Below are 13,687 nucleotides of genomic sequence, written 5' to 3' on the forward strand. Positions count from 1 at the left end.
ATCAATACAGTTGTTGAAGGCTTTCGTGAGCCACATTTGAGCCGTTTTCAGCGCTGGAGCCGGGAAATAATAACAGCCCTCAAGCTGGGCTGGCCGTTGATTTTCACCAATCTTTCGCAGGCTGCATTGACTGCCACTGATGTTATTTTCATCGGGCGGCTGGGTAAGGACACGCTTGCCTCGGCACTTTTGACGACCAGTTTTTATCATACGCTGATGATCTTTTCGATGGGGCTTGTCTCGGCTGTTATGCCAATGATCGCCATTGCACTCGGCAGGAACCGTCATTCGGTGCGCGACGTGCGCCGGACTGTGCGTCAGGGCATGTGGTCGGCCATTATGATCTCAATCCCGATATGGTTCGTGTTGTGGCATTGCGAGGAAATATTCATCTTCCTTGGCCAGCAGCCGGATATTGCCGCGCGTTCCACCGATTTCATGCACACGCTGCAATGGGCGCTGTTGCCTTATCTGTTCTATATTGTGCTGCGCTCATTTTTTGCGGCCATGGAAAAGCCGATGTGGACATTGCTGGTTGCGGCTGCGGCCATTGGTTTCAATGCGCTGGCTGGCTGGACACTCATTTTCGGTCACTTTGGCTTCCCACGTATGGAGTTGCATGGCGCCGGTATCGCCACCACGCTTTCGAGCAGCATGATGTTTCTTGGTATGGCGTTTATCGCGACCCGCCATCGGCGTTTCCGTCGCTATCGTCTGTTTGGTCGCTTCTGGCGTGCTGACTGGCCACGTCTCATCGAGCTCTGGCGTATCGGTTTTCCGATGGCGCTGACCTTTGTGTTTGAAACCTCGATTTTCTATGCTGCCGTCATCATGATGGGCTATATCGGCCCGACTGCGATGGCAGCCCATGCCGTTGCAATTCAGGTGGCGTCACTTAGCTTTATGGTGCCGCTCGGTTTCGGGCAGGTCGCAACGGTTCGAGTCGGGCGTGCTTACGGACGCGGTGACCCGCAGGCTGTAGCCTATGCGGGCTGGAGCGCTTATGCGTTGGGAGTGGGCTTCATGGCGATCATGGGATTGCTGATGATTTTGATTCCACGCGTGTTTATTGGTGCGTTTCTCAATCTAAAAGACCCCGAGAATTTTGCCGTTATCGAACTTGCGGTGACATTTCTGGCGCTTGCGGCGCTGTTTCAGATCGTCGACGGTGCCCAGGCCGTTGCCGCAGGTATGCTGCGCGGTCTGCGTGATACGCGCATTCCGATGTATCTTGCGCTTGTCGGTTACTGGGGCGTCGGCTTGCCGTTGGGTGCGCTTCTGGCATTCCAGTTTAAGCTCGGCGGCGCTGGGGTCTGGCTTGGATTGGCCGCAGGCCTGGCCATCGTTTCCGTACTGATGACCATGCGCTGGCGACGTTCACTCACCCGCATCAGCAATATCTCAGTCGATGCATAAACAAAAGCCGCTCCGCTTTCGGCGGGGCGGCTCAGCATTAGAGAGTAGAACGCTTACTTTGTCAGCGTGACGATGCGGTCAAGGGCGGCACCGAAGCCTTTCAGCGAAACCTTGAAGGCAACAGGCTGGCTAGGGCTGAGAGCAGTCGTGGTTACGTTAAGGTTGCTGCCAGCTTTCAGCGCTGCGGCCTGCTTGGCGTCAAAGCTCACAGGCGCGAGGCAGCCTTGCGGCAAACAGGTCGAGAAAGTCAGGTTCGGACCGGCGGCGTCGTCAATTTTGAGCGTGGCGCCCTTCGCGAGATCAAGGCCGAATGGCATCAGCAGTACGCCTTCAATCTTGCCGCCTGCCATATTACGAAGCTCGGCAGTCAATACGCGCTGGCCAGTCTGTGAACTATTCTGGTCCTGACGGATCGCGCAGACGGTCGTTTCCTTCTGTGACTGGCAAGAGACTGTCCAGTCCTCATAGGTTTCCTGAAGCGTGCTTGCGCCGCCTGGGAGAGGTGCTGCAAAAGCGGAAAGCCCCGAAAATGCTGTGAAGGCAACTGCGAGACCAATGGAGCGATAGTTTTTCATAAATGTATTCTCTGTTGAATTGATGTTGGTTAGTGACGACGGAAAACTCATAACCCTATTATTAATATTGAGCATAAAATAAGTCTCTGTTCAACAGGCAATATATTGGAGATTTTATTGACATTATAATATTCGAAATACCTTTCGTAAGGGTGTGTGGCATGTATTTCAATTTTTATCCCTGTTTATGAAGCAAACGGCAGGCAGGGTATTTTTTAGTATATTCTAAAAAATGGTTGAAGGGTGAAATTATAGAATATTAGTAATATAATTTTAAAAATAAAAAGTTGCTAGCTATTATTTTATAACTATTAATTAAAAGTATTAATTTTAAAATTGGGATAATTTAAAGCAAATACTAAATAGTTGCGCATATGATACATATTAATATATTTTTTAAATACTGATGAAAATGCGATTGCCGCTTATAATAATTGTGTTCTATCAAAAAGGAGTCTGAATTTATATATCTACTGGAGTATAATAAAATGACTATTAAAGGTCTTCTTCTTGGTTCCGCAGCCGTTATGGCTGTAGCGACAACCAGTGCTTACGCTGCTGACACGATCGTGTCTCCAGAGCCGGAACATGTTGAATATGTGCGTGTATGCGATGCTTATGGCGCGGGCTATTTTTATATTCCAGGCACCGAAACCTGCCTGCGCGTTTCCGGTTACGTGCGTTATGATGTCGGCGGCGGCGATAATGTTTATGGCCGTGGTTTCAGAGATCGTGAAGGTTTTGTCGACACCCGCCGCAACAGCTGGGACAACAAAGCGCGTCTTTCACTGCGCCTGAGCACCGCGTCGGAAACTGAACTTGGCACTTTGAAGACATATGCTGAAACCCGCTATGACTGGGGCAATGGTGTAGAAGGTGCTTCCGGTTCGCTTCGCTTTGGTTATATTCAGCTCGGTGGTCTTCGCCTTGGTCTTGATGAATCCGCATTCGTGACGTTCCCGGGTTATCTTGGCGACGTCCTCAATGATGACGTGATCCTCGCAGGCGGTTATCGTACGGGACTGGTCAGCTATACGTTCACTGCCGATAACGGCTTTTCTGCTATCTTGTCGCTGGAACAAGGCAACAACGAAGATACAGACAGCGCCTATGGCTTTAATGGCACGATCAAAGATTACACCCCGCATGTTGTTGGTGGTGTAAAGTATGAACAGGGATGGGGCACGATTGCCGCCGTTGCTGCTTATGACGCACGTAACGAAGAATGGGCTGGCAAGCTGCGCGGTGATTTGAACCTTACCGATCGCTTCTCGGTTTGGGCTATGGGTGGCTACAAGTCCAACAAGGACATCTATCAGGACGGTGTTCGCATGATCAGCAGCTTCTACGGCACATGGGGTGGCGATTGGGCTGTTTGGGGTGGTGCGAAATTTAAGGCAACTGACAAGGCAACGCTGAATGCGCAGCTTGCCTTTGATGGCACCAATACGCTGGCGGCGACGGCAAATGTTGCTTATCAGCTGGTTCCTGGCTTCACTGTTACGCCAGAAGTATCCTACACCAAGTGGAAGGATAGCCATTCTGTTCTCAATGGTAAGGATGCATGGGGCGGTATGGTTCGCTTCCAGCGCTCGTTCTAATATTAAAAAAAGGCCGTCACTATATGTGGCGGTCTTTTTATAATCTTCAATATTATCTTCCTAAGAAATAATAGCAATAAATTGTATTTTTACTTTGATTTTGGGTTGAATGATCAAAATAAACTATATGTGATTATTTTTAACTGAAAATACAAGCTATATAGAGAATGCCATTGAACAGCGTAGAAGGACTGCGCAAAGTTTATCTGATCTCCAGTCAGGCATGGCAGCGGCGGGCTTTTGGCCCGCCGTTTCTATTTTTAACGCGATAGCTTCATATGGCGGTTGACGTCTTTGTAAAGCAGATAGCGGAACTTTCCCGGACCACCGGCATAACAAGCCTGCGGGCAGAAGGCGCGCAGCCACATGAAATCACCGGCTTCCACTTCCACCCAGTCCTGATTGAGCCGATAGACGGCCTTGCCTTCCAGCACATAAAGCCCGTGTTCCATCACATGGGTTTCGGCGAACGGGATCACGCCACCCGGCTCAAAAGTCACTACAGTCACATGCATGTCGTGACGCAGATCGTTTGGGGCAACAAAACGCGTTGTTGCCCATGCGCCGTTGGTGTCGGGCATCGGTGTTGGTGCGATGTTCTTCTCATTGAGGAAAAGCGGTTCCGGCACATCGAGGCCATCAACATATTCGTAAGCTTTGCGCACCCAATGGAAGCGCGCGACAGCGCCGGAATTGTTGCGAAGCGTCCAGCCGCTCTTTGGCGGCAGATAGGCATAACCACCTTCGCTCAGCACATGATCCTGGCCGTCAAGTGTGACGGTGATTTCGCCTTCAACCACGAACAGCACACCCTGCGCGCCATCATCAAGTTCGGCTCGGTCGCTGCCGCCGCCGGGCTGCACTTCCATAATATATTGTGAGAATGTCTCGGCAAACCCCGAAAGCGGGCGGGCGATGATCCACAGACGCGTCTTGTCCCAGAAGGGCAGGAAGCTTGTCACAATATCGCTGAATGTGCCTTTCGGAATGACCGCATAGGCTTCAGTGAACATGGCCCGATCAGTCAGAATTTGCGTCTGTGGCGGCAGGCCACCGGTCGGTGCGTAATAATTACGGCTCATTGTTGCCTCTGATCAATATAGTGTTTCGGGAAGAATATCTTTGAGCCGCAGCAGCGCGATGCGCTCGACCTGTTCACACGCGGTTTCCAGCTCCGCTTGTTTCGAGTTTTCAACACGCCGTTTGAAAGCATCGAGAATTTCCTTCTTGTTACGGCCCTTGACGGCAATGATGAAAGGAAAGCCGAATTTCTGCGTATAGGCATCGTTGAGTTCGGTGAATGTCTTGCGCTCGTCATCGCTCAAAGCATCAAGGCCCACAGATGCTTGCTCAGATGTGGATTCCGGTGTCAGACGCTTCGCCGCCGCAAGCTTTCCTGCAAGATCAGGATGGGCGCGTAAAACACCGAGCTTTTCATCGTCTGATGCAGCGCGGAATGCGCGGACCAGAACCGTATGAAGACCGGATGCAGAATCGGCCAGTTCCGTCAGACCCATGTCATAGGCGCGTTCGGCAATCCATGGCGAATGCTCGAAAATCCCGCCATAGCGCGCAACAAAGTCGGCCTTGCTGGCCTTGGAGGGTAGGACATCGGCCTGCTTTGGCTTGTGATGCTCATGCCAGTGACGCGCAATATCGACGCGCTTGGCAACCCAGACCTTGTCGTGGCTTTGCACATAATCGAGGAAGCGTTCAAGTGCCGCTACACGGCCCGGACGACCGACGAGGCGGCAATGCAGGCCAATCGACATCATCTTCGGCGCACCTTCTGCACCTTCGCGGTAAAGCACGTCGAATGTGTCTTTGAGATAGGTGTAGAACTGATCGCCGGAGTTAAAGCCCTGTGGCGTGGCAAAGCGCATGTCATTTGTATCAAGTGTATAAGGCACGATCAGATGCGGACCTTTTGGCCCCTTTACCCAGTATGGCAATTCATCGGCATAGGAATCGGCTGAATAGAGAAAGCCGCCTTCCTCCATCACCAGCTTCAGCGTGTTATCCGATGGCTTGCCCTGATAGATGCCGAGTGGGCGCGAGCCGGTGATTTCGGTATGCAGGCGCACAGCTTCGCGAATGTGTTCGCGCTCCACCTCTTCGGGAACATCCTTATATTCCCACCAGCGCAGACCGTGGCTGGCAATTTCCCAGTCGGCTTCCTTCATGGCGCTGATGGCTTCGGGATTGCGCTCCATGGCAAGGGTCACGCCATAGACGGTTACCGGCATGTTGCGTCGCGTGAAAGCGCGCCACAAACGCCAGAAGCCGGATCGGGCACCATATTCGTAGATCGATTCCATGTTGAGGTTGCGCTGACCGTTCCATGCCTGCGCGCCGACGATTTCCGAAAGCAGGCATTCGGATGCGGGATCGCCATCAAGGATGCAGCTTTCACCACCTTCTTCGTAGTTGACGACGAACTGCACGGCGATATTTGCCCCACCCGGCCAGCGTGGGTCTGGTGTGTTGCGGCCATAGCCAACCAGATTGCGCGGATAACTCATGTGGAATTCCCTCGATTTTTGTCTGTTTTGCTCATGATAATAAAGATTTACGCCGACCATTCCCCCTCAAAATTTTGAAAGACATCCAACGATTATCATCTTTCCCAAGACATAACTTCGGTAAATACTCACAATAGGGAACAAGTGTGGTTCGCAAACACTCACGTGTTGCGTGAAATAAATCACACAAAAACAAGTGCTTGCAATGGTTCTAACGGTGATGTCGGAAGAATCGTGCAGGCGGCAGGAGTAAAAATGGGAAGCCAAGCAAGCGGTCAGGGCCGGTTAACGACGCATGTCCTTGATACGGTCAATGGTAAACCAGCGGCAAATCTGCGCATCGAATTGCGCCGGATCGAGAATCAGCAGGCAGAAATCTTGCGCGAAATTCGCACCAATGCGGATGGTCGCTGCGGTGAACCGCTGCTTGCGGGCGATGCGCTCCATTCTGGTTCATATGAGCTGCTTTTCCATGTCGGTGAATATTTCGGCAAAAGGGACGGTGTGATCCCGTTTCTGGATGTGGTGCCATTGCGTTTTGGTATTTCTGACGAAAAGGCGCATTATCATGTGCCGCTTCTGGTTTCGCCGTTTTCTTATTCAACCTATCGCGGGAGTTAAGCGGTATGGGTCAAGCAGTCAGACACACAATCCGCTTTCTGCTGAACGGCGAGACAGTTGAGCTCGACCGTGTTTCGCCGACAGAAACCCTGCTCGATCATCTGCGTTTGTCGCGCAAACTGCGTGGCAGCAAGGAAGGTTGCGGTGAGGGCGATTGCGGTGCCTGCACGGTGCTGGTCGGCAAGATCGTGGGTAACGAACTCGTCTATGAAAGCGTGAATGCCTGCATTCGTTTTGTCGGTTCGCTGGATGGCGCGCATGTCGTGACCATTGAGCATCTGCGCGGTTCCGACGGTGGCCTGCATCCCGTTCAAAAGGCAATGATCGATTTTCACGGCTCGCAATGCGGCTTCTGCACGCCGGGCTTCGTCATGTCGCTTTATGCGCTGTGGATGCGCAATCCAAAGCCTGTGGATGCTGAGATCGAAAAGGCGCTGCAAGGCAATCTCTGCCGCTGCACCGGCTATGAGGCCATTATACGTGCAGCGCGGGCGATTTCCGATTATGGCACGTTGATGGATGATGCGCTTGCTGTTGAGCGTGCGCATGTGTTCCGCCAACTGACGGCCTTGCGTGATGGTGCGCGGGTTGAGGTTGGGAGTGGCAAAGACCGTCTGGTCGTCCCTGCCGACCTCAATGATTTTGCCACTGTTTATGCAAATGAACCGAAAGCCACCATCGTTGCTGGTTCAACCGATGTCGGCCTTTGGGTCACGAAGATGATGCGCGATATTTCGCCGGTCATCTTTATTGGGCATCTCAATGAACTGCGCACAGTCAGCGAAGAAAATGGCGTTATCAGTATCGGCGCGGGCGTAACCTATACGGAAGCCTTTTCGTTTTTGGCAAAACGTATTCCAGCGCTGGGAAATCTCATCAATCGGATTGGCGGCGAGCAGGTACGCAACATGGGCACCATCGGCGGCAATATCGCCAATGGTTCGCCGATTGGCGACACACCACCGCCATTGATCGCGCTTGATGCAAAGCTGACAATGCGCAGAGGTGCAGAACACCGCACTATTGCGCTGCAAGATTTTTTCATTGCATACGGCAAACAGGATCGGCAGCCGGGCGAGTTTGTGGAGGCTGTGCATGTGCCGCTACCAGTGGCAGACAGCCAGTTCGCCATTCATAAAATTTCCAAGCGCTTTGAAGAAGACATCACCGCAACGCTTGGCGCTTTCCATCTTGGACTTGACGCTGAGGGCAATGTGGCCTCTATTCGCATCGCCTATGGCGGCATGGCGGCAACGCCAAAACGTGCGCTCAATGTGGAAGCAGCCCTTCTTGGTAAACCATGGAATGAAGAGAGCATCGAAGCCGCAATTAAATCCTATGGCCTCGATTATCAGCCTCTGACCGATATGCGCGCTACAGCTGAATACCGTCTGCTGGTCGCAAAAAATCTGCTCCGCCGTTTCTATGCTGAAACGCAAGGCGAGAGCGAACCTTTGCGTAAACCAAACGTTGTCGCTGCATAAGGAGGATGACATGAACAAGCATCCTGCAAGCGCAATCAAAGCGAGCCGTATCAAGGGTGGTGTCGCGACCGATCAGCGCCATGATTCAGCCCATAAACATGTGACAGGCGAAGCAGTTTATATCGACGATATACCGGAGCCTGAAGGCACCCTTCATATTGGTGTTGGCTTCTCAACCGTTGCGCATGGCAAAATCACTGGCGTTGATTTGTCTGCCGTGCGCAACGCGCCCGGTGTGGTTGATGTGCTGACCTATCAGGATGTGCCCGGCGAAAACGATGTCTCACCATCGGGCATGCATGATGATCCGATTTTTGCAGTCGATAATGTGCAATTCCACGGCCAGCCGATTTTTGCGGTTTTGGCCCGCACGCGCGATCAGGCGCGTCGCGCAGCGCGTCTTGCAAAGATCGACTATGAAGAAATGCCGGGTCTGTTCTCCATTTCCGACCTTGATGGTTACAAGGATAAGCTGGTCTTCACGCCGCTGACGCTCAATCGTGGTGACGCCCGCAAAGCCATTGATGACGCACCGCGCAAGGTCAAGGCGCGTATGAAAGTCGGCGGACAGGATCACTTCTATCTCGAAGGGCAGGCTTCGCTTGCAATCCCCGGCGAAGATGACGATGTGACCATCTATTGCTCCACGCAAGGCCCAAGTGAAACGCAGCATCTGGTCGCCCACGCGCTTGGCGTGCCAAGCCACTCGGTGACGGTGGAAGTGCGGCGCATGGGTGGCGGTTTTGGCGGCAAGGAAACGCAGGCCAATCAATGGGCAGCGATTGCCGCGATTGCTGCCAAAAAACACAAGCACGCCGTCAAAGTTCGTCTTGATCGTGATGAGGATATGACCTCGACCGGTAAGCGGCATGATTTCATGATTGATTATGAAGTCGGTTTCGATGATGAAGGCAATATTCTCGGTGTCGATTATCTGTTTGCACTGAATGCCGGGTTTTCTGCCGATCTGTCCGGTCCAGTCGGCGATCGCGCATTGTTTCATTGCGACAATGCCTATTTCTTCCCCGCCGTTCATGCGCAGTCGGCACCGCTTTATACCAACACCGTGTCCAACACGGCATTCCGTGGTTTCGGTGGTCCGCAGGGCATGGTGGGTGCCGAGCGCGTGATTGAGGAAGTGGCTTTCGCGGTCGGCAAAGACCCGCTCGAAATCCGCAAGCTCAATTTCTATGACGCCATGGGCACAGACGGCACGCGCAATGTGACGCCCTATCACCAGAAGGTGGAAGACTGCATCATCCAGCGTATTGTTTCCGAGCTTGAGGAAAGCGCTGATTACGCGAAGCGCCGCGAGGCAATCCGCGAATTCAACGCCAAAAGCCGCTACGTCAAACGCGGTATGTCACTGACTCCGGTGAAATTCGGCATTTCCTTCACCAAGACGGAATCCAATCAGGCCGGCGCGCTGGTGCATGTCTATAATGACGGCTCGGTGCATATGAACCATGGCGGCACCGAGATGGGGCAGGGGCTTCATCTGAAAGTAGCGCAGGTTGTGGCTGAAGAATTCCAGATTGATCTTGATCGTGTGAAGATCACCGCAACAACCACCGCGAAAGTGCCAAATACGGCACCCACGGCAGCATCTTCAGGGGCTGACTTGAATGGGATGGCAGCACTTGATGCGGCGCGTCAGATCAAAAAACGGCTTATTCATTTTGCAGCCCAGCAATATCAGGTGCCGGAAGATCAGGTCGTCTTCCTGCCCAACCGCGTCCGCGTTGGTAATCAGGAAATAAGCTTCAACGATCTGGTCAGGCAGGCCTATATCGGGCGCGTGCAGCTCTCCGCATCGGGGCATTACAAGACCCCGAAAATCCACTGGGATCGTGCCAAGGGGAAAGGCCACGCCTTCTATTATTACGCCTATGGTGCGGCCTGCTCGGAAGTTTCCGTTGATACGCTGACAGGCGAATACGTGGTCGAACGCACGGATATTCTTCATGATACGGGGCGCTCGCTCAACCGTGCCATCGATATTGGCCAGGTGGAAGGCGGTTTCGTGCAGGGCATGGGCTGGTTGACCACGGAAGAGCTCGTCTGGGACGACAAGGGCCGATTACGCACCCACGCACCGTCAACCTACAAGATCCCGCTTGCATCAGATCGTCCGAAGATTTTCAATGTGGCCTTGACCGACTGGTCGGAGGCTTATGAGCCGACAATTCACCGCTCCAAGGCGGTTGGTGAACCGCCGCTGCCGCATGGCATGTCGGTGCTTTATGCGCTGTCGGATGCAGTGGCGAGCGTTGCCGATCACAAGATCAGTCCGCGCCTTGATGCGCCAGCAACGCCCGAGCGCGTACTAATGGCCATCGAGCGGTTACGAAGTCAGAAAGGCTGATGCTATGCTGGGCAGGCGGGACGATATTCGGGATTTTCTGAACCGTCGCCCTGATTGTGTGCTGGTGGAAGTTGCGGACGTTAAAGGCTCTGCCCCGCGAGACGTGGGCACGTGGATGCTTGTTGCGCGCGATATGATCTTCCGCACCATTGGTGGCGGGCAACTCGAATATATGGCGATTGACCACGCCCGAAAAATTCTTGCTGGCGGCAGGGATACGCCTATGGATATTCCACTTGGCCCTGAAATTGGCCAATGCTGCGGCGGTCGCGTGGCTTTAAGCTTCCGGCGGGTTAATCGTGGTCTGGCAGAAGACCTTATTGCCAAAGTCGATGCCGAAATTGCCACCCGCCCGCATGTCTATATTTTCGGTGCCGGCCATGTCGGCGATGCGCTGGCCTATGCGCTGTCGCTGACACCTGTACGGGTTATCCTTGTGGATACGCGTGAAGCGGAACTGATGGCGGTTGATGCCCCCGGCGTTGAAACCTGTCTTGCGGCCATGCCGGAACAGGTGGTGCGTTCGGCTCCTCCGGCAAGCAGCTTTATTGTGCTGACCCATGATCATGCGCTGGATTTTCTGATCGTTGCCGAGGCTTTGCAGCGCGGCGATGCGGTCTATGTCGGCATGATCGGCTCGAAGACCAAGAAAGCCACTTTCAAAAGCTGGTTGAAACGAGAAATGGGCAGCGATGATTTATTTGAAAATCTCATATGCCCAGTTGGCGGGGCGCTTGTGAAAGACAAGCGACCGGAAGTCATTGCCGCACTGGCTGCGGCGGAAGTGCTGACTGCTGTTCTGATTTCCACCAAGGTTCTACAGCTTGTTTAAGCCAAAATCTCCTTGATCTGCCGCTGGCAGCGCTCTGTCATGAAATCAATGATCAGGCGCACTTTCGGGTCCTGAAACCGCTTGTGCGGATAGATCGCAGCGAGCTGGATGGATGCAGGAGGCGTGCTTTCAAGGATTGGAACCAGCCGCCCTTCGCGGATATATTCCTTCACCTCAAACAGCGGTTTGTTGATGATTCCGCGTCCACTCAGCGCCCATTGCGTCAATACGTCGCCATCATCGGAGTCGTAAGGTCCGGTGACTTCAAACTTGCGCAGGCCTTCCGGTGTCTGCAACGACCAGAAATACTCTTTTGAGCCGGGAAAGCGCAGCAGAAGGCAATCATGTTGATTGCCCAACAGCTCATCCGGCGATTGAGGCGTGCCGTGTTTTTCGAGATATGCGGGCGATGCACAGATCACGCGTTCGCAGTTTAAAATGCCGCGCATCCGCAAGTTGGAATTTTCCAGAACGCCTAATTTGAAAGCAACATCAACGCTTTCACTCATGATGTCGATCTCGTGGTCAGATAGTCGCAGGCGCACTTCTATGTCCGGATATTTGTCGTGAAACTCTGGAATTGCCGCGGCGATCAGTCTGCGACCCAGCCCCAATGGCGCTGTAATGCGAATCGATCCTTTTGGATTTTTGGCGAGTTCTGCGACAGCGGCTTCGGCTTCGTCTACAGCTTCCAGTATTTTAACCACACCGTCATAAAAAACGCGTCCATGCTCGGTTGGTGTGAGTTTGCGCGTGGTTCTGTTGAAGAGACGCACACCGAGATGCTTTTCTAACTCCTTGATTCGATTGCTTGCAACAGCGGGTGATGCGCGCTGGTCGCGACCTGCCGCAGACAAGTTTCCCAATTCGACAACGCGCACAAAAACACGCAGATTATCAAGATAAGACATGCGTTTGTTCCACCATTGTATATATTTTTTTGAAAGTGATGGTCTTGATGCGACGTTCACACAGGCGCAAAGCTTTGGCAAATAATAAACTAACAAACAAGGGAACGAGTAATGGGAGTGCCGGATGTATGATCTTGCTGTGGCCTGGGACTGGCTGGGCTTTGCAGCGCGGTGGCTACACGTGGTCACTGCGATTGCGTGGATCGGCTCGTCTTTCTATTTCATCGCGCTGGACTTAGGGCTTCGCCAGCGTCCCGGCTTACCCGTTGGTGCTTATGGCGAAGAATGGCAGGTTCATGGTGGTGGTTTCTATCACATCCAGAAATATCTGGTTGCCCCCGCGGAGATGCCCGAGCATCTGACATGGTTCAAATGGGAATCCTACGCCACATGGCTGTCGGGCTTTGCTTTGCTCTGCATCGTCTATTATGCGGGTGCCGATCTTTATCTGGTTGACCCGAATGTGCTCGATGTATCGGCGCCGACGGCAATCGCTATTTCGATTGCTTCACTGGCTTTTGGCTGGATTGCTTATAACACCATTTGCAAGCTGATGCTCGGCAAGAGCGATACGCTCCTGATGATCATTCTCTACGCCATTCTGGTGATGATGGCTTGGGGCTATACGCATCTGTTTACGGGTCGCGCGGCCTTTCTGCATCTGGGTGCTTTCACTGCGACGATCATGTCTGCCAACGTGTTCATGGTCATCATTCCGAACCAGAAAATTGTGGTGGCCGATCTTATCGCCGGCCGCAAGCCCGATCCGAAATACGGCAAGATCGCCAAGCAGCGGTCGACCCATAACAACTATCTGACGCTGCCAGTTCTCTTCCTGATGCTGTCGAACCACTATCCGCTGGCGTTTGGAACAGAATTCAACTGGATCATCGCTTCGCTGGTGTTCCTGATGGGCGTCACGATCCGCCACTGGTTCAACACGCGTCATGCTCGCAAAGGCAATCCGACATGGACGTGGCTTGTGACTGTGCTCTTGTTCATCGTCATCATGTGGCTTTCGACTGTGCCAAAAATTCTCACCGGTGAGCCGAGCGAGCAGAAGATTTCATCGCTGCAACAGAGCTTCATTTCGGACCCGCACTTTGAAAAGGTGCGGGACACAGTTCTGGGGCGGTGCGCGATGTGCCACGCCAAGGAGCCCGGCTGGGAAGGTATTATTGCGCCGCCTAAGGGCGTAGTGCTTGAAAATGATAGGGAAATTGCAGCCCATGCGCGCGAAATCTATTTGCAGGCGGGGCGTTCCCATGCCATGCCGCCTGCCAATGTGACCGGTGTGAGCATCGATGAGCGCAAGCTGCTCGCATCCTGGTATGAATCCGCTACTTCTGGAGCAAAGTAA

General features: G+C 53.1%; 11 protein-coding genes. 7 read left to right on the forward strand and 4 right to left on the reverse strand.

What is annotated here, in order from left to right; translation table 11 throughout:
* Positions 1-1,416 carry an MATE family efflux transporter gene (locus ABE530_RS02110; RefSeq protein WP_396997737.1) on the forward strand — a complete coding sequence of 472 codons (1,416 nt, stop codon included), beginning with the start codon at positions 1-3 and terminating at the stop codon, positions 1,414-1,416.
* A gap of 53 nt (positions 1,417-1,469) precedes the next feature.
* Here ABE530_RS02110 and ABE530_RS02115 read toward each other — a convergent pair whose 3' ends face one another.
* Positions 1,470-1,991 (reverse strand): invasion associated locus B family protein, encoded by a 522-nt coding sequence (locus ABE530_RS02115; RefSeq protein ID WP_499693439.1) that lies wholly within the window; start codon positions 1,989-1,991, stop codon positions 1,470-1,472.
* Between the two features lie 488 nt (positions 1,992-2,479).
* Here ABE530_RS02115 and ABE530_RS02120 point away from each other — a divergent pair, with 488 nt between their 5' ends.
* Positions 2,480-3,592, forward strand: coding sequence for a porin (locus tag ABE530_RS02120; RefSeq protein WP_265982995.1), 1,113 nt, complete (start codon positions 2,480-2,482; stop codon positions 3,590-3,592).
* 260 nt (positions 3,593-3,852) lie between these two features.
* On the opposite strand, the gene ABE530_RS02125 is transcribed toward ABE530_RS02120, so the two are convergent.
* Both ABE530_RS02125 and puuE read right to left on the reverse strand, forming a co-directional pair.
* On the reverse strand, positions 3,853-4,674 hold the full coding sequence (locus ABE530_RS02125) for a bifunctional allantoicase/(S)-ureidoglycine aminohydrolase (RefSeq protein ID WP_499693440.1): 822 nt from the start codon (positions 4,672-4,674) through the stop codon (positions 3,853-3,855).
* Between the two features lie 12 nt (positions 4,675-4,686).
* The gene (gene puuE / locus ABE530_RS02130; RefSeq protein ID WP_499693441.1) at positions 4,687-6,114 is read right to left on the reverse strand and encodes an allantoinase PuuE; all 1,428 of its coding nucleotides are present in this window, start codon (positions 6,112-6,114) and stop codon (positions 4,687-4,689) included.
* Between the two features lie 255 nt (positions 6,115-6,369).
* On the opposite strand from puuE, the gene uraH reads away from it, so the two are divergent.
* Genes uraH through xdhC form a run of 4 tightly spaced genes read left to right on the forward strand, consistent with a single transcriptional unit; the run spans position 6,370 to position 11,416 of the window.
* Positions 6,370-6,735: a hydroxyisourate hydrolase gene (uraH, locus tag ABE530_RS02135; RefSeq protein WP_265982998.1), complete on the forward strand. Its 366-nt coding sequence runs from the start codon at positions 6,370-6,372 to the stop codon at positions 6,733-6,735.
* Positions 6,736-6,740: 5 nt separating this feature from the next.
* Positions 6,741-8,219, forward strand: a complete 1,479-nt coding sequence (xdhA, locus tag ABE530_RS02140) for a xanthine dehydrogenase small subunit (protein ID WP_499693442.1) — start codon at positions 6,741-6,743, stop codon at positions 8,217-8,219.
* A 10-nt stretch (positions 8,220-8,229) separates the two neighbouring features.
* Complete coding sequence (gene xdhB, locus ABE530_RS02145) at positions 8,230-10,584, forward strand: xanthine dehydrogenase molybdopterin binding subunit (protein WP_499693443.1); 2,355 nt, start codon at positions 8,230-8,232, stop codon at positions 10,582-10,584.
* A gap of 4 nt (positions 10,585-10,588) precedes the next feature.
* Entirely contained in the window at positions 10,589-11,416 is an 828-nt protein-coding gene (gene xdhC, locus ABE530_RS02150; RefSeq protein ID WP_499693444.1) for a xanthine dehydrogenase accessory protein XdhC, read from the forward strand.
* Here xdhC and ABE530_RS02155 read toward each other — a convergent pair.
* Entirely contained in the window at positions 11,413-12,327 is a 915-nt protein-coding gene (locus ABE530_RS02155) for a LysR family transcriptional regulator (protein ID WP_499693445.1), read from the reverse strand. The two genes, xdhC and ABE530_RS02155, sit on opposite strands and share 4 nt — an antisense overlap.
* 124 nt (positions 12,328-12,451) lie before the next feature.
* Between ABE530_RS02155 and ABE530_RS02160 the strand changes: the two genes are divergently transcribed.
* A complete protein-coding gene (locus tag ABE530_RS02160) occupies positions 12,452-13,687 on the forward strand; it encodes a urate hydroxylase PuuD (RefSeq protein WP_499693446.1) in 1,236 nt (411 codons plus the stop codon).

Origin of the sequence: Brucella sp. TWI559, from assembly GCF_039674265.1 — a bacterium.
GTDB classification, from domain to species: domain Bacteria; phylum Pseudomonadota; class Alphaproteobacteria; order Rhizobiales; family Rhizobiaceae; genus Brucella; species Brucella chromiisoli.